This is a genomic window from Sulfolobus sp. E5-1-F (assembly GCF_009601705.1).
In the GTDB taxonomy this organism is placed as follows: Archaea; Thermoproteota; Thermoprotei_A; order Sulfolobales; family Sulfolobaceae; genus Saccharolobus.
Window position 1 is genome coordinate 1925701 of sequence record NZ_CP045687.1, and the last position, 17152, is coordinate 1942852.

Here is a 17152-nt window from a genome sequence, read left to right on the forward strand (position 1 = left end):
ACAGTTAAGAGTTCAATACTACAGTAAAGTTATCTAATATTATCCACTACTGAACGCGAATTTATAACGCATTTTCTAATCCCATCTCTCACCACTCCCTCAATGCATCTTTGAGATATAAACTCTAATCTGTAATCTTTAAATATATCTTCTAAAGTTATTGATTCGTTTTCATTTCTTATGAAGTTTTCATGTATAATACAATTTGGTCCAGCGTATTTAAACAAGCGTGGATGGACTTTCTTTACCTCCTCAAGCATCATCCATGCTATTGCTCGTATCTCCCACTGAGCTCTACTACAAAGCCTTAACGCGAAAAAGTTATATAGTTCTCTAGCGTTCATTGTTACTACTATATTTGTGTTTACTCCGTTAGGTAAAACGTATCTAGCATCTTCCTCTGGAACACCAGATTGTAAAAGGTTAAAATAATTATTATAGGCTTCCTTATACGCTTTCTCTATTAGCTCTTTATCTCTCTTCTTAGCTGATAGTGGGATTATTGGCTGATAATACTCGTCAATTGGCTTAGCGAAACGATGAGACGTTTGAGTATATGAGGCTATCCTATGCCTAACAAGTTGATGTGATGCTACTCTCGAAATCCCCTCAATTGAAAATGTATATACAGAATGCTCAAGAACACTCCAATAACCGTGAACTATTGCATCCCTAATCCATATCTCGACCTCATCATCAGTCATTTCCTTCTCGTGATAATCCCAACCTTTTCTGGACCTCGACATTTTTGCAGCTATAGCAATGACTTTCTCCCCATCATTAGTATATGAGACTAACTTAACAGAGATCATATCAAATACTATTCTTTCTTATTCAATTTTTAAGAAATGTGGTTCATCGCTCTATTGAAGGTTTACTTGATTCAAAAATAATCACATAATGTTAATAAAATTAACTTCGTACAAATATTACTATAGTTTATTGAGAAAGATCACTAAACTTCTCAACTAATCTGGTTAAAATGCCAGCGTTCTTCTCTGCATCCTTTTCAATTTGATCTAGCGTCTTTTTTGCCTCTTCATTTTGTAATGATGACAACTTTTGCTTATAAGAAACTATTGATTTTAATTCTTCCTCCAGAGAATCTAAAATCAAAGTTAATTCTTTAATATCGATCTTAGCATTTTTGATTGCTCTATCTCTCAAGCATGTATAATGAGTAACGCCATTTTTTAAATAAGTGAATAATTCATCCCAATATATTGTATTATTACATAACACACACTTCCATTTTGTAGCGGGACGACTCATAGATAGTAGAAGTTTTATATGTAAATAAGCCTTACGGTTAATGATGATACTAAATTCACGCATACTTGATGACGCTAAGTTCTTCGACAAACCCATATTATTATTTTTTACTGACGAAAACTGCAAGGACTGTGATGCTATTTATTCAAAATTACAAGAGTTAACAATTTTTTCAAAATACATAGGCAAAAAGGTAGATGCACTAGAGTACATTCCGTATACCATCAGACTAACACGAGGAATAATACCAACGATTGCCATTCTTACTCCTACTCTAAATTTATTAGCAGTAATAGAATCTAAAGATATTAAATTTATTGAGACAAGACTGAGAGAATTAGTGGATCAGTATAAAAGAAAAGTGATAAAGGGTATAAAGCTAGACGGGTACATCCCCGAGCCTATGGAACCCAATCCTAGCATAATATATGAGACAGTAAATAGAGTAATTGAAGGTTATGAAGCGGATAGCAGAATGATAGAAGTCTATTTAACATATACAAACGTATATAAGGATTACCTTAAGATAAAAGACAAAATAAAATATTCTGACGATTTAGCTAGGTATCTTTTGGAAGGAAAAAGAGAGGAGATAAAAATTGATGAAAAATACTCTACAAATATTGCAATGTTGGTAAATTATGGTGTAATAAGTATACAAACATTACTAGATTTTATGGATACCAATAGTGGTGAGGTATATAGAAGTAAGAGAAAAGAAAGTAAGGGAATTTTACTTGATGAAGCCCTAACAGGTAATGCATTAGTTAGTGAATATGAAAGGACCTTGAACGAAGACTATCTTAATCTTTCTATAAAAATAGCAGAATATATAAAGGATAATTTACAGCATGAAAAAGGTTTTAGAGACATAAAGGAAGTTGATGATATAACTAGAATACCTTATTTGGAGCCAATTTCAAACTCTGAAGCTTCAATATTCTTTTCCCGATTATGGAATATAACTAATAATGAAACATACAAAAATTTAGCTCTTAAGGGATTAAGTAGTGCGTTAGGAGGTGCTCTAAATAATCCTAAGGTAATTGCAAGAACAGCAATAGCTTACCTCAAACTTTTTGAGAGTATAAAAGCTAATAATTACCTTAATATTATAGATGCAAGAGTTACCGTAGTAAAGAATAATAGTTGCCAAGATTCTATGCTATATTATAATGGGAAATGCTATTCAAAAATTGACGAAATACAACCTACAACTTTTTAAAATATCTTGCAACGTATTTACTTAATAACCTATTACTACCCCCTTCACAGATCGTTCGAAACACTCGGTATTTCTCTATTGGAAATAATTTGCCTAGAGCTTCAAATCCATGATTTTTAAGCGTAATTGGTGCATCTACTGAAGAAATACCAGTTAGAATTAGGTGATTAGCAGAGATTTGAGTAAGAATCTTATCTATTGTATTATTGACTAGAGAAGATGCGAAAATTAGCGCAGTAGTGCACACTTCATGAGATAGTAAAGAGAAAGGTCTTATTTCAGTATTACCTACCCTCTTATTTTCTGTAGATAAGAAATCATAGACAACTACGCTATCAAAATTACTATATGATAATTGGGGTGAAAAGCCAAATACGCAAAGCTTTCCTCCAGAGTATAAATTAATCGGATCACCTTGTGTAAACCCATTCATTTCTCCTAAAGCATTTAGAATTGCTAGAGATAAAGATCTTTGTAAATTTGAGTCCAGATTGTTTATTACGACATCATATGCATTTTTCCCTATTATCTCACCTGCATCTTCTATCTCGCCATCCGTTATAGTATGTGAAATTCCTATGTATTGGTTATCTAACATTACAGATGTATAAGTAGGGCCAACACATACGTTAATAATCCTCCTTTGCTTTAAACGATATGATAATTCATCAATAATTTCTCTAAGGATCATAATTATCATCACTCTTACAATATTATTTTACCTTTATCATAAACATGTTCTTTTACTTCCTTATTAGGCAAAATTATCGTGCGACGATTTATAAGAACTCCATCACTAGTAATTACCTCTTCGCCTAAAATAGACCCATCTAATATATGATTCCATCTTCCAATCTTACTTTTGTCGGCAATTATAGACCCAGATATATATGTGTACTCTTTAACCTTTACTTTGTTCATTAGAATACTCTCAGATATGTAAGTTCCTTTTCCTACCTCTACATCATTACCCAAGATAGTATTGGATGTAATGTAAACGTCGTCTTCAATGACATTTTTTGAACCAATATAATAAGGAGGAATAAGTGTACACTTTTCACTAACCTTAGCTGATGAATTAATATAGCCCTTAGGGTATTTTTGTACTAGTACTTCGAAATTAAGCCTAAGATAGTCATCGGGAATTCCTATATCTGCCCATATTCCGTGATACTTATATACCGCAATGCATTTAGTTCTAAGTAACTTAGGTAAGAAATCTTTACTTATAGAAGATGGAGTATCCACTAACTTGAACAGACTCTTTTTAAAAATATATACTCCAGCATTAATTAAATTACTTATAGGTTTTTTAGGTTTTTCTATTAATTCCACTAATATGTCATTCTCGGTATAAAGTACACCATATCTTCTAGGATCTTGTACCTCCGTACCTACTATCACAGCATCACAGTTCTTTTTATAATAAAAATCAAGAAGCGATTTCATATCTATTTCACTATATATATCCCCATATATAACTAGAACATCGTCGTCTAAATTATGCTTCTCAGAGATCAGTCTTAAAGGACCTGCATCACCTAAAGGTTCATCTTCAACTTCAATTTTAACCTTATCTAGCATATTAATACCTTTTAAGTAATCAATTATCTTGTCAGCCATTACCCTTAATGATAAATATATATCAACAATACCAGAATTGGTAAGATTTTCTAGAATATAACCCAGAATAGGTTTATTTAAAATAGGGAAAAGAGCTTTCGGTTTGGTTAGACTCAAGGGCCTAAGTCTAGTAGCATAACCTCCTGCTAGTACAATTGCGGATACCATACTAAGAAATATGTGATAATAGATAAAAAACTATTACTTCGTTAAATATTTCTGTAACTTCTTTTCCGCTGCATCCCAATTTACTACATTCCACCACGCATTTACGTAATCAGCTCTCTTATTCTTGTACTGTAGATAGTAAGCGTGCTCGAATTCATCTAATATTAGTATTATAGGTATTTCTGCTATATGATTTTGGAAGTGATTTTCAAACGTCATAATTTGTAAATTGCTTGTCTCAGTATCATAATAGAGAACAGCCCAACCCGTACCTGGTAGTGAATTAGCAGTTTCAGTAAAAACTTGCTTAAACCTATCAAAACTACCATATTGTTTATTTATTAAGTCTGCTAGTGCACCACCAGGTTTCCCACCGCCTTTCCCACTTGGTGCCATATTTTCCCAATATAAGGCATGCAATTTGTGCCCATTAATGTTAAACGTAAGACCACGTACGATACCTTGAATATCATACTGTCCAGCTTGTAAATCTCCTTTTACTACTTTTTCTAGTCTTTCTAGGAGTGAGTTAGCTCCATTTACATACCCTTTATGATGCCCATTATAGTGTACATCAATTATATCTTTACTTATATATGGTTCTAATGCATCTATCTTGTAAGGTAATGGAGGTAGCTCGTACTTTTTAAACTGAATTTGGAGAGTCATAGGTATAGATATGAAGAACCATTTATATCTTTAACTTACTAAAGCTAGTAAACCATATATATCTTTGAGAGATAATATTATCTTAAGCATGTTTATAAAAAACCCGGAGCCAAATAGTGATACTATATATGACTATATGAATAGAGTAATAGTCGCTATTATTAACGCAATTCTATCATACAAAATCTTCCTTTCGTTTTTGCCTATTGATTATATATATTTTGCCATAGCTATTATCTCGGTAATTTCATTTTTCTTTCATAAACCTCTTTCTATAACTTTTTTGTCAATATACATTATAGACAGTGCTGCGGTTTATAAGATACTATACAATATAACACTATATCCTCTGATTCAAGGCTATTCAATTAAATATCTAATAGAAATACTGTTAATGTTAATTTTTATATTTATAATCCCTCTACTTTGTATTTTGAGATATGGTTCTGTAGGAGGTGCAATAGCGTCTGGTTCAATACTTTTATCAATTTACAATCCATTCTTTTTGTTGTTTTTGCCTTTTGGTATTGCAGAAAAGAATAGTAAAATTATAGTAAATATTCTTTCTGCTTTACCTTTACTAGTAATACCTATTACTCTATATTACGACTCGTCACTGTATAGTTATTTACTCTGGCTATCTATCATATTAGTTCCGATATCTGGTATGTTATTTAGTATAAGACAGTTATTTAGCTTAACTGGAATCTTACCATTTTCTATATTTCTTTATATAAATAGCCAGAGTTTAGAAGTAATAATCTCAATTTCACTGTTAACATTGATTTTAAATATAATTCCTTCTATAGTTTCACTGATTAAAGCTAATTTCTATATTAAAAAAGAAGTAATCGAGATGAAAAATAGGATAGACGAAGATATAAATGAAACTAAAGGAATATTGGAGAAGATAAAATTACTCGCAAAGGATGCAAATGATATTGAACTAACTCCTTTAATTCAGAAGTATAATAAATTCTTTGCTGATATTTCAAACAACTTGGAAAATATATCTGATATAAAGACTTTGCAAAATATTGAACTAGAATTAAATGCCAAAAGATTAGAGCTAGAGAGAAGTATTAATGACTATCTATTTGATCAGATCTCACGATATAACGAAATTGTAGATGAAATCAAAAATTATGGCATTGTGCTAGATAAAATGGAACAACTTTCTGAGCCTATAAAAATTAATGACGAGGGAATTATTAGGATAAATAAACTAATGACGAGAATGAAGGAAAATCTCCACTTATTATATAAATATATTGAAACTATAAATAATTCGTTAGTATTATTACTAGGCAAGAATTACGAAAACGAGATAATTGATGTAAGACTTAATATAGAAATGTCAATTAAGTATCTAAAGATACTACTTAATAAAGAAAATTTAGAAAATTGCAAGACGTGTACAGAACTGATGCTTAAGTTTTTACAACTATTCAATAGTATAAATTTAAATGTGAACCAGGAATTATTGAAGAGCATAATAAAGCTTAGCGATGAAAAACCTGCCATCTACATAGTAAAAAGTAGGGAAATTTTAGAGCAAGGTTTAAAGACAGCTTCTAGTATATTAACTAAAATTAAGGAGGATTATGAATACATCAGAAAAGAGATACCTTCATTAAGTCGATATAAGGAATTTGATCTCATTAACTTACTTGAAAAGGAGATAAATGATTCCACTAAGCCAATATGTAAGAGAATAGAGACGTTATCTTCATCGATTCAAGTAATTCAAGATTTGTCCAGTATAATAACTCATAAGAATGAAATAGCTGATGTTATTAACTTGATTAATGATAACTATGAACTTATCTTGCAAAAAGTAATTGAGGAAGGATGTATAAAACTTAATGAGTTAGGAATAGCCTTAGATTATGGTAAGTTTATAGATCTTGTACTACAAGAAAAAGGTACAAACTTAAGAGTGGTTAATGATTCAATTTGTTACATTAGATAAGTGTCTTATCTTAACCTTTTTATAGTAATCTCTGCATGATCATCAACTAGATCTGCTTTAAAAAGATATCTAGGGGCATTTCTTAGGAGTTGATGAGTACATAGAACTCTATCTTTATCTGTTAGTATCAATATACTATCACCTACTTTCATAGCCACCAAATATTTTGAAATTTCTAGAATAAATTCTTCACATGGTTTTCCTCTAAGATCTAATTTCTCCATAAAATGACCTATTTTAGCAGAGATTAAAAAGTTTAAAAACATTTTAGCTTTCATGGTTAGGTTTTTAAATTTGGAAATACCTTACTTGGTACCTATTTTTAGCCTTTAGTTCAGTTTGTTCTTTTTGAACCTTATTAAATATTTCATCGTAATTCACTAACATGAAGTTGTACGCATCTAATATCCTGCTCATTACTGTAGAATCAGAAAGCGGATAGATCCTTAGGCCAACTCTTCCTAATGTGCCACCTCTTATCATTAGCCAATGGGCGAAAACTTCGACCGGATATTTCTGCATGATTGTTTCTTTACTTATTTTTCTCTCATACAACCAAAATATTTCCCTGATAAAATTGGATGATATATTTCTTAACATTCTAGGTTTCCATTCCTCTAGGTACTTCTCTCCTTCTTTTATCATTATATTTCTTAAATAATTGTAATATTCCTCTTTTTCCTTCTCACCCAAAAGTGACAATCCAGTTACAGCCATTACGAAATCTTTTTGAGCTAGGAATGAGTCAAAGTCCCTATTAATATATAACCAGGCTGTAGCAGCGAATGAGTCAACTATCCCAAGCATTAATTTTTCAACTAACTTATCCTTATCTATTTGCTTAGTTATTTTTTCTCCACTTAAAATCTTTTCAAACTCCTCAAAATCCACAATCCCTGCATATACCAATTTTCCATCTATGAAAATGGATGGTGTTGAAATTACACCTCTTTCAAAGGCTAGAAATGGATATAATTCTGTATCAATGATTTTTACTTTCCCTAATAATCCTTTATTCTCTAAGTATTCAAGAAGCATATTACATTCTACACAGTTTTTATGAGTAAAAATCTCTACTTCCATTTCTCTTTCACAGTTTAATTTTCCTTGCATTCAAGCAATTAAGTTCTTTCTTCCACCACAGACTATCATATCTTTTATCGAGAAGCCATATAGTCGCACTATCCATTGGACCTCTAATAGCTCTACCTATAGATTGTTTTACCGCGATCAATGCTTGTATTCCAATTAATTCGTTACTGATATCCTTTTTCAATCTCTTTGATATTTCCTCAATACGTATTTTTAAGTAATCGTCTATTGGAGGATAAGGGATACCTACCATTGCGACATCTGATATTAAACTAGTTCCGTTTTCGACTATTTCAATTCCTTCAGCTAGCTTACCCCTTGCTATACCCATGATAATTGTTTTTTCTTTTTTCACATTATTCATCATCTCTTCAATATTTGTTTCTGCATCCTCTGCAAAATATCTTATGTTTAGAAATTTAGATACAATTCGCATAAATTCATAGCTAGGAAATATAGCCAAAACATTCCTTTTAGAATTGTAGAAAATTTTTAATAAATACGATGCATATTTACGTGCCATCTGTTCCGACCTTAGGCTATAAGTAGTTGTTACATCTGTAGCTATAAGACACTCATATGTTCCAGTTAATCTCTTTCTCATAACCTTCTCCGCATCAATATACAATATTTTTCTATTAATCCCTATAATATTTCTAAGATAATCTAAGGGTTGCATAGTACCTGACATTAACATATAAGTAATTTTCTCATCGTTTAGTATATCAGTAAAGTAGGATGGTATTATATATTTAGCGACTAGAGAATTTGAATATGAAAAAACTCTAACTCTTTCATCATTAACTAAATCAAAAAACCTTAAAATCGAGCCAAGATAATTTCTACTTATTGTCTTATTTTTTATCATACTTTTCCTAATTTCTTCATATTCCTCTGCTATACTATCAATTTCATCCTCTGAAGGAACTATATTAGCCAATTTCTCCTTTTCAATAAGTATATATTTCTCTTCTGAATAAATTACTTTTTCTATATTTTCCTTAAGCCTCTCTAATATTAATCTTACATTCTGTGATTTAGTTTGAGAAATTGCCATCTCTATGATTCTTTTGTTTAGTTTTTTCTCTTCTATATTAGAAACATTCTCAATATTGTGAGCCTCATCTATTACAACAACATAGTTCTCCCAATTAATATCTAAGGATTCTCTAAGCCAGGGTATAAACAGATAAGGATATGTGAGTAGTACTACATCAACATTTTTTATACTCTCCAAGAGCGAATAATATGGGCAAAATCCTAATTCTTTACCCTCCTTCTTTAGTTTATTCAGACTCGACTTTGGTGAATCAGTTATAGTAATTGTGGACGCGTTGAAAATTTCACATCCACTACAATATATATCTTGAGGATCAACGTCGGAAGAACTAAAAACACACGCAGAAGATTTCCCAATTAAAAATCCGTATTTTTTATCTTTAAAATGCAAAGATAGTTCTCTGTAAACTGGGAAAAACTCATTATGAGTTCTGACAACGAAGGCCACTTTTGGCTTAACCTTGAATGAAGCGTAAAGAGCAAATAGAGTCTTACCACTACCAGTAGGTGCTTGTAATGAGACTAAAAAATTATTTCTTAATGCCTCAACAACCTTTTCAGCTATCTTACTTTGCCACTCTCTAAGTTCCACATTAGATTAATTGTGGAGTGTTTACTATAACTTCTTCTAGCATTATGTATTTTACAAAAGACTTATCGAGCAAGGATGCAATAGCCTTCGCCTTTCCTCTAACTTTAACAACGTTCATTATATTAAATACTCTTTCTATCTTTAATGACTCTTTTTGAATCTCATTTATTACCTCGCTAGATGGTGGTAAAGAGGTTATGATTATGGCTCTAATTTCGGTTGCAGGTGAATTTTGAACTATCTCAAAGATTCTATAATCAAGTTTTGCTTTAAGATCTTCACTTATTTCTAACATCTTTGATTTCCTCTACTCTACTTAATTTGCTTCCAATCTTATAAATTGTTTGTTCATAATCTTTCAAGTGGTTTTTATTATTCAACGACTGCCATGTTTAAATCTTACAATTTAATTAATAAGATTAAATAACTGCCAAGAAAAAAATTTTTAGTATTAGATGCTAAGAATTGTCCATTAAACTCAATGTTACTGTATTAAGAGTATTTTACTTATATATAGTTTGCTTTAATTTCTCATTAGGTCATATTAAACACGTGGAGATTATAAGGATAAGTAAGACTAGTTTTAGAACAGGAGAGAAAAGAAAAATTACACTACCCAATGGCCAAGAATTAGTTATTTTTTATCTAGGAGCAGACAGATTTTTTGTTTTCGATAATAGATGCCCACATTTGGGATGTGATCTTTCAAAATATGGCGTTATCATAAAAGAGGAATTGGTATGTCAGTGTCATTTTTCTCACTTTTCTATATATACTGGAGAACCTAGGAAGGGAGCTGCAAAAAAGCCTATAAAAATATACAAAGTTCAAGTAACTGAAGACGAAGTTATTATATCGTTAATATAATTAAAAATCTGGATTACTTTTTTATAGTAAAGTTGGCCCTGTGCTAAAGGTTCTATTGCATACGAATAGATGAGCTTTGAGCCTAGTAGACCAACTGCTATCCTATCTAAGGGATTGTTACTCATTGGAATTACCGTTATGTTTTCATATTCAAGAAGAGGTAATATCACCTCCTTATATCCTTTCAGACCAGGTACTGCGATCTTGACACTAAACGCTTTTTCGGAAAACTTACTGACAATCTCCTTTACCTTTCCTAAAGCTGGAAGATAGTTAAAATAGTGAATAGAGACTATCACATTATCGTATGGTACGCTATGTTTTTCGAGAAATGAAACCTCAACATCATATAGAAATTTTTTGTCATAAAGTTCTTTTAAAAGTTTTATCTTTAATTCATCCTCTAATTGATTTATCCCCCCTTCTGTCTTATCTCTTAACGTTATTATTAACTTATTTTTGTATTTATCTAAAAACTCATAATAGTCAGATATCACACTAACCTCTCGATCCTTTAGATAATCTAATCTTAGCTCTATTAGATCTGCATCTAAAAAATTTGGTATAAGTTTTAAGTCTTCTATCTTTTTAATCGGCAGTGAGGCTACTATTAAAGGTCTCATTCAATGGAGATTTTTGCATTTAGCGATAATAAGTCTTGCCAGTAATTAGGATTACTCTTACTTACACATTCAGCTGATGTAATTACTCCACCATTTACTAAGGCTAAAGCAGACGACATCATAGCCACTCTGTGATCATTAAAACAGTCTGTAACTGGAGAGTTTAACAGATTTTTGTTAATTCCAAATATCAAAATGGAGTTAGACTTAACTTCGCTTCCTACACCATATAATTCTAAAATTTTCCTTATGCTTTCAATTCTATCACTTTCCTTAATCCTCAATCGTTCAATCCCTGTAATTTCGCTTGTTCCCTCTGCTATAGCAGCTAATCCAGCTATTGTCATAGCTAAATCCGGTGCATCGTCTATATTTATTTTTATGGGAGAATATTTCTCTCTAGCCTCCACATACCATTTACCGTCTGAATACTCACTAGTAGCACCCATCTCACGAAATATTTTAACAATGCTATGATCACCGAAATAGTCTTTTGGTTCCCATAAATTAACTATTGTAACTCTACCACCGCTAACTAATGCGGAAAGAGCATAAAATGAAGCTAAACCATAATCTCCAGCTACTTCACCTTGGAATTCAACCAAATTATTGGGATTAACATGAATCTTATTACCATAAAACTTAACATCTGAACCAAATCTATTAAATAAATCTACCGTAAGCAGTATATAACTTTTAGATGATATTGGAGGCAGTATTTCAATACTGCCACCATTTAGAATATGAAGAGCATATATCAAGCCAGAAATATATTGACTACTCTCGTCGCCAGAAATTTTTATTTCGTTACTACTTAACTTTCCGGTTATGGTTAAAGGCAAGCTATAGGAAGAAAATGATATACCATAACTACTTAACGCTTCCACGATTCTTTTTAAAGGTCTTCTTCTTAAACTTTCTTCAGCATCAATTGTCACTTCTCCACCTATTGCAGCTACTATTGGAATAAGCATTCTAAGAGTAGTCCCTGAACCTTTCAATTTTATAAACTTCTTCTTGATTTCTAATTTCTCTGGAGGTATGAATTCGGAATTGTTTTTTACTTCAACTCCTAATGCTCTTACTGAATTTATAGCATCTATAACATCTTCCGATAAAACTAGACTGTGAAAATGTATTCTAGTAAAAAGTGAAAGAAAAATTAGTCTGATTGCTAAACTCTTTGATTGGGGGGCTTTTATTATCCCATTAATCTTTGATGGGTAAATCTTTACAATCAAGGCTTACAGGCCTAGCTATAATAACATCTCCAAACCTCTTAAGGCTTTCGTATACTGGACCTTCTTCTCCGTACTTAGATACTGCAAAGTATGACGGGCCATTCCCGCTAATCCCAGCAGCTAACGCTCCATTTTTCAAAGCGATCTCTATTGGATCTAAAGGATAACCTAAAATATTAGCAATTAATATTCCATTAATCTTCATAGCAGTCAAATAATCCTTAAGTGCTATTCTAAAAATCTCCTCAAAGACGTGATTGTATTTTCTCAACTCGTTTAAATTGACAGATTTTTGCCTTCCTCCCCTAGCTAATATGAGAACTGATAAGTCGCTCCCTGGGTTATCCAACTTTACTATTCTAAACGTTTTATTATAAGTGAATGCTACTCCCCCACAATATGCTGCAGTTGCATCATCAAGTGCTCCTGTGTATGATACTCCAGCTTTCAACGAAAGTATTGCAGACAATACTGGAGGGTTAATATTCTTTAGGTTATATCGCTTTGCAATCTCTGCTATTAGAGCCACAGAAACTGCACTGCTACTTTTTAATCCGCTCTTCTGTGGAAGTTCCGATTCGATGTCGACTACAATATCTGGTATTGAGTACTTCTCTTTAAAGTAATCAATAATGACCCTAATTAGGTCACTCTCTTTAGAGTAGTCTCTTCTACCTTCTCTAATTTCTACCTTAACCTTCAAATTAACTGCCATAGACGAGCCATACCAGGATGGTAACGCGTTTATGATCGAGACTCCTCCATAGGCTTGCATGATTTCACATACCTCTCCCAACGCTGTTGTATTATATTACCTTGCTCTTCTGTAAGTTTAACTAGTGGAATAACTCCTGCACGCATAGCATGGTCTACTAAGGTTAATGCTACCATTGACTCTACAACAGTAACTCCCCTAATCGCTACTGCTGGATCATGTCTACCAATTACCGAAATATAAGTCTCCTCTAAGTTCCTTAAATCTAGGGTCTTTTGAGGCTTTCTAATCGAACTAGTAGGTTTAAATGCACATCTGACTATAAGATCTTCACCATTAGTTAAACCGCCTAAAATTCCTCCAGCATAATTATATTTCCAACCGATTCTATTATCCTTTCTTATAATCTCGTCATTAGCCTCACTCCCTTTCATTTTGCTTGCTATAAAACCTAAACCGTACTCGAAACCCATTACAGCTGGGATTGACATTACTGCTTTAGCTAAGTCAGCCTTCATCTTATCAAACACTGGTTCTCCTAATCCTATTGGTGGATTTTTAGTTATCACCTCAGCAATCCCACCGTAACTGTCGCCCTCTTGAGTAGCTTTCTTTATCAATTCTTCATACTTTTCCTCAAGAACCTTTTTACTAGCTCTCACTGGACTATATTTTGAACATAAAACTTCCTCAAATGTTACCTCCTCCTTTAACTCTTCTGGTCCTAAACTCCTAAGATGACCTGCTATCCAAGTATCTGTCAACATAAGTAACTTCTTAGCCACTGCTCCTGCTATCACTCTACTTACAGTCTCTCTAGCGCTTGCTCTTCCACCTCCTCTATAATCCCAATTTTCATATCCATATTTCATTATATATGGAAGATCAGCATGTCCGGGTCTTGGCTTATACTTAATCTCCTCGTAGAAACTTGATATTACATCAGTATTTCGCACTATAACTGCTATTGGAGATCCAGTAGTCCTATTATTAAAGATACCACTTAATATCTCTGGCTCATCTTTTTCCCTTCTTCCAGAAACGTATAATCTGCCAGGCCTTCTAAACTCTAATTCAAACTTTATATCTTCAACAGTTAATGGTAGACCAGCTGGAACCCCATCTATAACTACACCTACTGCAGGACCATGGCTCTCTCCAAAAGTGGTTACTCTAAATAGTTTACCAAACGAGTTTCCTGGCATAAAGATACTCTATAATCTTTTCATCTGGTAAACTCTTATTAAACCATATCTTTTCTGCTTCTACAGCCTGATTCACTAATATTTCTAGACCGTCTATATATTTTATGTCATATTTTTTAGCATTTTTAATTAGTTCAGTCTCAACTGGTCTGTAAACAAATTCTATAACTAGTACAGATTTTTGAATACAATTCTCGGGGACTACTGAAGGATTAGGAGTACTGTTAACAACGATAATATTGCTACTACTATTACAATTCTCCTTAATTGATGCATAGTAACCGTTCTTAGTTAGTAATTTAGCTAACTCATCAGCCCTTGACCTAGTTCTATTTACAATACTAATACTAGAGCATCCTAATTCAGATAATGCAAAAGCTGCTGCTTTTGCCGCACCTCCAGCACCATATATATAACATTCATAGCCAGATATATTCCCAATTTTCTTTCTTACAAGATTTTTTATTGCTAGATAATCAGTGTTATAGCCACTCTTTTTGTATATTGTATTTACAGCTTGAATTCTTGTAGAGTATGGATCAGTATTATCTAAATATTTCATTACTTCCTCTTTATACGGTATGGTAACGTTAAGCCCATCCATAATTTCCAATATACCATTAATTACACGATTAAATTTCATTTCATCTAGATCAAAAACTAGATAAACTGCGTTTATTCCCAAGGTTCTAAATGAGAAATTATGAATATAGGGGGATAACGTATACTTTATGTTTTTACCTATTAGGCCGAATAATTTAGTGTCATAATTTATCTCTTCAAGCATTGCTCAGCAAACCCCATTATAGTATCTAGAGGAACTTCGACTCTTTTCCAACTACCTATTCTCGTGGGAAATGGCATTAAGATTACATTTTTCCTATGCTTTTTATCCATATTAATTGCATTTAACGCAAGTTTAACATCTATTGGAGCATCTATTTGAGATATATCATAAGGCAATCCATAAAGTTGTAATAACCATAAGACGTCTTCTACAACTCCTTCCTCAGCATAACCTAACTCCTCAGCAATTTTAGCCTCACAAACCATTCCTACAGAAATAGCGTAACCGTGAGGAACATTAAAAGAGGAACCAGCTTCTATAGCATGACCTATCGTATGACCGAAATTTAGAACTATTCTTATCCCTTTAGTCTCTTTCTCATCTTCTTTTACAATGTTTAGTTTGTCCAACGTAGACCTAAAAACTACCTCTTCTAGTACCTGCTTATCTTTACCTAGTACCTTATCTTTATTTAAAGATAGATAATCATACAATTCTTTATCTAAAGTTATGCCATATTTGATTACCTCAGCTAATCCCTTCTTTAATTCTTCTATAGGTAAAGTTTCCAAAAATTCTAAATCAGAGATTATCATACTAGGTTGATAGAATGTTCCAATTAAGTTCTTTATATTATTGAAATTTACTCCATTTTTACCTCCTATTGCCGCATCTACCATACCTAAAAAGGTCGTTGGTACGTTTACTAGGTTCAATCCTCTTAAGTATATCGATGCTACGAAACCTGCTACATCAGTTACTGTTCCCCCACCCACAGCAATAACATAATCCCCTCTATCAAAATTCTTTTCAAATAGCTTCTCTACTATGGAGATTACATTAGATAATTCTTTAGCGGTCTCACCATCATTGACGGGAATAAAGTATGCATTTGGTAAATACTTATTAATTTTATCCATTAAATCAATTTTCCTCGAATAAATAATAACAGCATTATTATCTTTAATCTCGGACAATTTTGAAAGTGAACCATCTCCAACTACTACCCTTACTTTAGAGCAACAGATGTCTTCAAAGGTTTCTCTCATGCATCTCTCCCTAAGGCTCTAGCTAGCGCTCTAATTCTATCCATTAGAACTTCAAATGATTCTGGTGTTAGTTGTTGCTCTGAATCACTTAACGCCTTTTCTGGATGTGGATGAACTTCAATTAATAACATATCAGCACCTGCAGCGACTGCAGCTAGCGCTAGAGAATGGACTAGTTCTCTTTTTCCTGCAGGATGACTTGGATCAGCACAAATGGGTAAATGCGTCATTAGCTTAGCAGCCACCATTCCACCAATGTCCAGTGTAAATCTAGTCGATTTCTCAAAGGTTCTTATTCCTCTTTCGCATAACACCGTATTGCCATTTCCCTCTAGTAAAATATATTCTGCAGCTTGAAGCCATTCCTCTACTGTATTTCCCATACCTCGCTTAAGTAGTACTGGTTTGCCTAACTTCCCGACTTCCTTCAATAAGGAGAAATTCTGTGCATTCCTAGCTCCAATCTGAATCATATCAACATACTGGTTAAATATAGCAGAGTCTCTTGTATCCATTATTTCTGTGACAATAGGTAAGCCTACTTCGTCCCCTACCCTCCTCAAAATTTTAATCCCTTCTTCCCCTAAACCTTGGAAGGAATATGGACTTGTCCTAGGTTTGTAAGCACCTCCTCTAAGTAGCGATGCACCGGCTCTTTTGACAGCTTTAGCAGTAGTAAGAACTTGCTCTTCGCTTTCTACTGCACAAGGACCTGCAGCTACTATTACCTTTTTACTACCAATTTCCACATCTTTTACATTTACTACTGTCGGTTGTTTTTTCCAATCATTACTAGCTAAGACATAACTTTTCTTAACTTCCACAGCTATTTCTATACTATTATCGGTAATGCCTTTTATGTTTTGATCAGGCCAAGCTAATACCAAGTTCTTACCATATAAATTCAATACTTTAAAAGATGCTGATTTTTCGTTTAACTTTTCTACCAATGTAGAATAATCACTTTTATCTTTAAGGACGTATAAGATCATT

General features: G+C 32.7%; 19 protein-coding genes. 3 read left to right on the plus strand and 16 right to left on the minus strand.

Annotation, left to right across the window (positions count from 1 at the left end; genetic code table 11):
• Window positions 1-29: 29 nt before the first annotated feature.
• Both thyX and GFS03_RS09985 read right to left on the minus strand, forming a co-directional pair.
• Window positions 30-812, minus strand: a complete 783-nt coding sequence (thyX, locus tag GFS03_RS09980) for an FAD-dependent thymidylate synthase (RefSeq protein WP_153423947.1) — start codon at window positions 810-812, stop codon at window positions 30-32.
• A 127-nt stretch (window positions 813-939) separates the two neighbouring features.
• On the minus strand, window positions 940-1272 hold the full coding sequence (locus GFS03_RS09985) for a DUF2175 domain-containing protein (protein WP_153423948.1): 333 nt from the start codon (window positions 1270-1272) through the stop codon (window positions 940-942).
• A gap of 40 nt (window positions 1273-1312) precedes the next feature.
• Between GFS03_RS09985 and GFS03_RS09990 the strand changes: the two genes are divergently transcribed.
• Window positions 1313-2497 carry a hypothetical protein gene (locus tag GFS03_RS09990; RefSeq protein ID WP_153423949.1) on the plus strand — a complete coding sequence of 395 codons (1185 nt, stop codon included), beginning with the start codon at window positions 1313-1315 and terminating at the stop codon, window positions 2495-2497.
• Here GFS03_RS09990 and GFS03_RS09995 read toward each other — a convergent pair.
• The 3 genes from GFS03_RS09995 to GFS03_RS10005 are packed head-to-tail and all read right to left on the minus strand — an operon-like array spanning window position 2484 to window position 4957.
• Complete coding sequence (locus tag GFS03_RS09995) at window positions 2484-3188, minus strand: Rossmann-like domain-containing protein (RefSeq protein ID WP_153423950.1); 705 nt, start codon at window positions 3186-3188, stop codon at window positions 2484-2486. The two genes, GFS03_RS09990 and GFS03_RS09995, sit on opposite strands and share 14 nt — an antisense overlap.
• A 14-nt stretch (window positions 3189-3202) precedes the next feature.
• Complete coding sequence (locus GFS03_RS10000) at window positions 3203-4288, minus strand: sugar phosphate nucleotidyltransferase (protein ID WP_153423951.1); 1086 nt, start codon at window positions 4286-4288, stop codon at window positions 3203-3205.
• A gap of 33 nt (window positions 4289-4321) precedes the next feature.
• The gene (locus GFS03_RS10005; RefSeq protein WP_153423952.1) at window positions 4322-4957 is read right to left on the minus strand and encodes a superoxide dismutase; all 636 of its coding nucleotides are present in this window, start codon (window positions 4955-4957) and stop codon (window positions 4322-4324) included.
• A gap of 64 nt (window positions 4958-5021) precedes the next feature.
• Between GFS03_RS10005 and GFS03_RS10010 the strand changes: the two genes are divergently transcribed.
• Entirely contained in the window at window positions 5022-6929 is a 1908-nt protein-coding gene (locus GFS03_RS10010) for a hypothetical protein (RefSeq protein ID WP_153423953.1), read from the plus strand.
• A gap of 5 nt (window positions 6930-6934) precedes the next feature.
• Here the strand turns inward: GFS03_RS10010 and GFS03_RS10015 are convergent, their stop codons facing one another.
• The 4 genes from GFS03_RS10015 to GFS03_RS10030 all read right to left on the minus strand — a co-directional run bounded on the left by GFS03_RS10015 (window position 6935) and on the right by GFS03_RS10030 (window position 9967).
• Window positions 6935-7153 carry a sulfurtransferase TusA family protein gene (locus GFS03_RS10015; protein ID WP_009990607.1) on the minus strand — a complete coding sequence of 73 codons (219 nt, stop codon included), beginning with the start codon at window positions 7151-7153 and terminating at the stop codon, window positions 6935-6937.
• Between the two features lie 64 nt (window positions 7154-7217).
• Window positions 7218-8012, minus strand: coding sequence for a thioredoxin family protein (locus GFS03_RS10020; protein ID WP_181443755.1), 795 nt, complete (start codon window positions 8010-8012; stop codon window positions 7218-7220).
• A 7-nt stretch (window positions 8013-8019) separates the two neighbouring features.
• Window positions 8020-9672, minus strand: coding sequence for a helicase C-terminal domain-containing protein (locus GFS03_RS10025; RefSeq protein WP_153423955.1), 1653 nt, complete (start codon window positions 9670-9672; stop codon window positions 8020-8022).
• Window position 9673: 1 nt separating this feature from the next.
• Window positions 9674-9967 (minus strand): hypothetical protein, encoded by a 294-nt coding sequence (locus GFS03_RS10030; protein WP_153423956.1) that lies wholly within the window; start codon window positions 9965-9967, stop codon window positions 9674-9676.
• Window positions 9968-10185: 218 nt separating this feature from the next.
• Here GFS03_RS10030 and GFS03_RS10035 point away from each other — a divergent pair, with 218 nt between their 5' ends.
• A complete protein-coding gene (locus GFS03_RS10035) occupies window positions 10186-10539 on the plus strand; it encodes a Rieske (2Fe-2S) protein (protein WP_153424580.1) in 354 nt (117 codons plus the stop codon).
• Here the strand turns inward: GFS03_RS10035 and GFS03_RS10040 are convergent.
• Genes GFS03_RS10040 through aroF form a run of 7 tightly spaced genes read right to left on the minus strand, consistent with a single transcriptional unit; the run spans window position 10500 to window position 17151 of the window.
• Window positions 10500-11162 carry a type I 3-dehydroquinate dehydratase gene (locus GFS03_RS10040; RefSeq protein ID WP_153423957.1) on the minus strand — a complete coding sequence of 221 codons (663 nt, stop codon included), beginning with the start codon at window positions 11160-11162 and terminating at the stop codon, window positions 10500-10502. The two genes, GFS03_RS10035 and GFS03_RS10040, sit on opposite strands and share 40 nt — an antisense overlap.
• Window positions 11159-12403 (minus strand): 3-phosphoshikimate 1-carboxyvinyltransferase, encoded by a 1245-nt coding sequence (gene aroA / locus GFS03_RS10045; RefSeq protein ID WP_153423958.1) that lies wholly within the window; start codon window positions 12401-12403, stop codon window positions 11159-11161. The genes GFS03_RS10040 and aroA overlap by 4 nt, the downstream gene beginning before the upstream one ends.
• Entirely contained in the window at window positions 12372-13178 is an 807-nt protein-coding gene (locus GFS03_RS10050; protein WP_153423959.1) for a shikimate kinase, read from the minus strand. The genes aroA and GFS03_RS10050 overlap by 32 nt, the downstream gene beginning before the upstream one ends.
• The gene (gene aroC, locus GFS03_RS10055; RefSeq protein ID WP_153423960.1) at window positions 13148-14323 is read right to left on the minus strand and encodes a chorismate synthase; all 1176 of its coding nucleotides are present in this window, start codon (window positions 14321-14323) and stop codon (window positions 13148-13150) included. Before aroC ends, GFS03_RS10050 begins: the two co-directional genes overlap by 31 nt.
• Entirely contained in the window at window positions 14301-15110 is an 810-nt protein-coding gene (locus GFS03_RS10060) for a shikimate dehydrogenase family protein (RefSeq protein WP_153423961.1), read from the minus strand. The genes aroC and GFS03_RS10060 overlap by 23 nt, the downstream gene beginning before the upstream one ends.
• Window positions 15095-16159: a 3-dehydroquinate synthase gene (gene aroB, locus GFS03_RS10065; protein ID WP_153423962.1), complete on the minus strand. Its 1065-nt coding sequence runs from the start codon at window positions 16157-16159 to the stop codon at window positions 15095-15097. The genes GFS03_RS10060 and aroB overlap by 16 nt, the downstream gene beginning before the upstream one ends.
• Window positions 16156-17151: a 3-deoxy-7-phosphoheptulonate synthase gene (gene aroF / locus GFS03_RS10070; protein WP_153423963.1), complete on the minus strand. Its 996-nt coding sequence runs from the start codon at window positions 17149-17151 to the stop codon at window positions 16156-16158. The genes aroB and aroF overlap by 4 nt, the downstream gene beginning before the upstream one ends.
• Window position 17152 lies beyond the last annotated feature (1 nt).

What these genes read in the sequence shown, in the direction of transcription:
- aroC (WP_153423960.1), bottom strand. Translation starts at nt 14,323, where the DNA reads ATGCCAGGAAACTCGTTTGGTAAACTATTTAGAGTAACCACTTTTGGA.
- GFS03_RS10005 (WP_153423952.1), bottom strand. Translation starts at nt 4,957, where the DNA reads ATGACTCTCCAAATTCAGTTTAAAAAGTACGAGCTACCTCCATTACCT.
- GFS03_RS09995 (WP_153423950.1), bottom strand. Translation starts at nt 3,188, where the DNA reads ATGATCCTTAGAGAAATTATTGATGAATTATCATATCGTTTAAAGCAA.
- aroB (WP_153423962.1), bottom strand. Translation starts at nt 16,159, where the DNA reads ATGAGAGAAACCTTTGAAGACATCTGTTGCTCTAAAGTAAGGGTAGTA.
- GFS03_RS10060 (WP_153423961.1), bottom strand. Translation starts at nt 15,110, where the DNA reads ATGCTTGAAGAGATAAATTATGACACTAAATTATTCGGCCTAATAGGT.
- GFS03_RS09985 (WP_153423948.1), bottom strand. Translation starts at nt 1,272, where the DNA reads ATGAGTCGTCCCGCTACAAAATGGAAGTGTGTGTTATGTAATAATACA.
- GFS03_RS10000 (WP_153423951.1), bottom strand. Translation starts at nt 4,288, where the DNA reads ATGGTATCCGCAATTGTACTAGCAGGAGGTTATGCTACTAGACTTAGG.
- GFS03_RS10030 (WP_153423956.1), bottom strand. Translation starts at nt 9,967, where the DNA reads ATGTTAGAAATAAGTGAAGATCTTAAAGCAAAACTTGATTATAGAATC.
- aroF (WP_153423963.1), bottom strand. Translation starts at nt 17,151, where the DNA reads ATGATCTTATACGTCCTTAAAGATAAAAGTGATTATTCTACATTGGTA.
- GFS03_RS09990 (WP_153423949.1), top strand. Translation starts at nt 1,313, where the DNA reads ATGATGATACTAAATTCACGCATACTTGATGACGCTAAGTTCTTCGAC.
- GFS03_RS10050 (WP_153423959.1), bottom strand. Translation starts at nt 13,178, where the DNA reads ATGCAAGCCTATGGAGGAGTCTCGATCATAAACGCGTTACCATCCTGG.
- GFS03_RS10015 (WP_009990607.1), bottom strand. Translation starts at nt 7,153, where the DNA reads ATGGAGAAATTAGATCTTAGAGGAAAACCATGTGAAGAATTTATTCTA.
- GFS03_RS10040 (WP_153423957.1), bottom strand. Translation starts at nt 11,162, where the DNA reads ATGAGACCTTTAATAGTAGCCTCACTGCCGATTAAAAAGATAGAAGAC.
- GFS03_RS10020 (WP_181443755.1), bottom strand. Translation starts at nt 8,012, where the DNA reads ATGGAAGTAGAGATTTTTACTCATAAAAACTGTGTAGAATGTAATATG.
- thyX (WP_153423947.1), bottom strand. Translation starts at nt 812, where the DNA reads ATGATCTCTGTTAAGTTAGTCTCATATACTAATGATGGGGAGAAAGTC.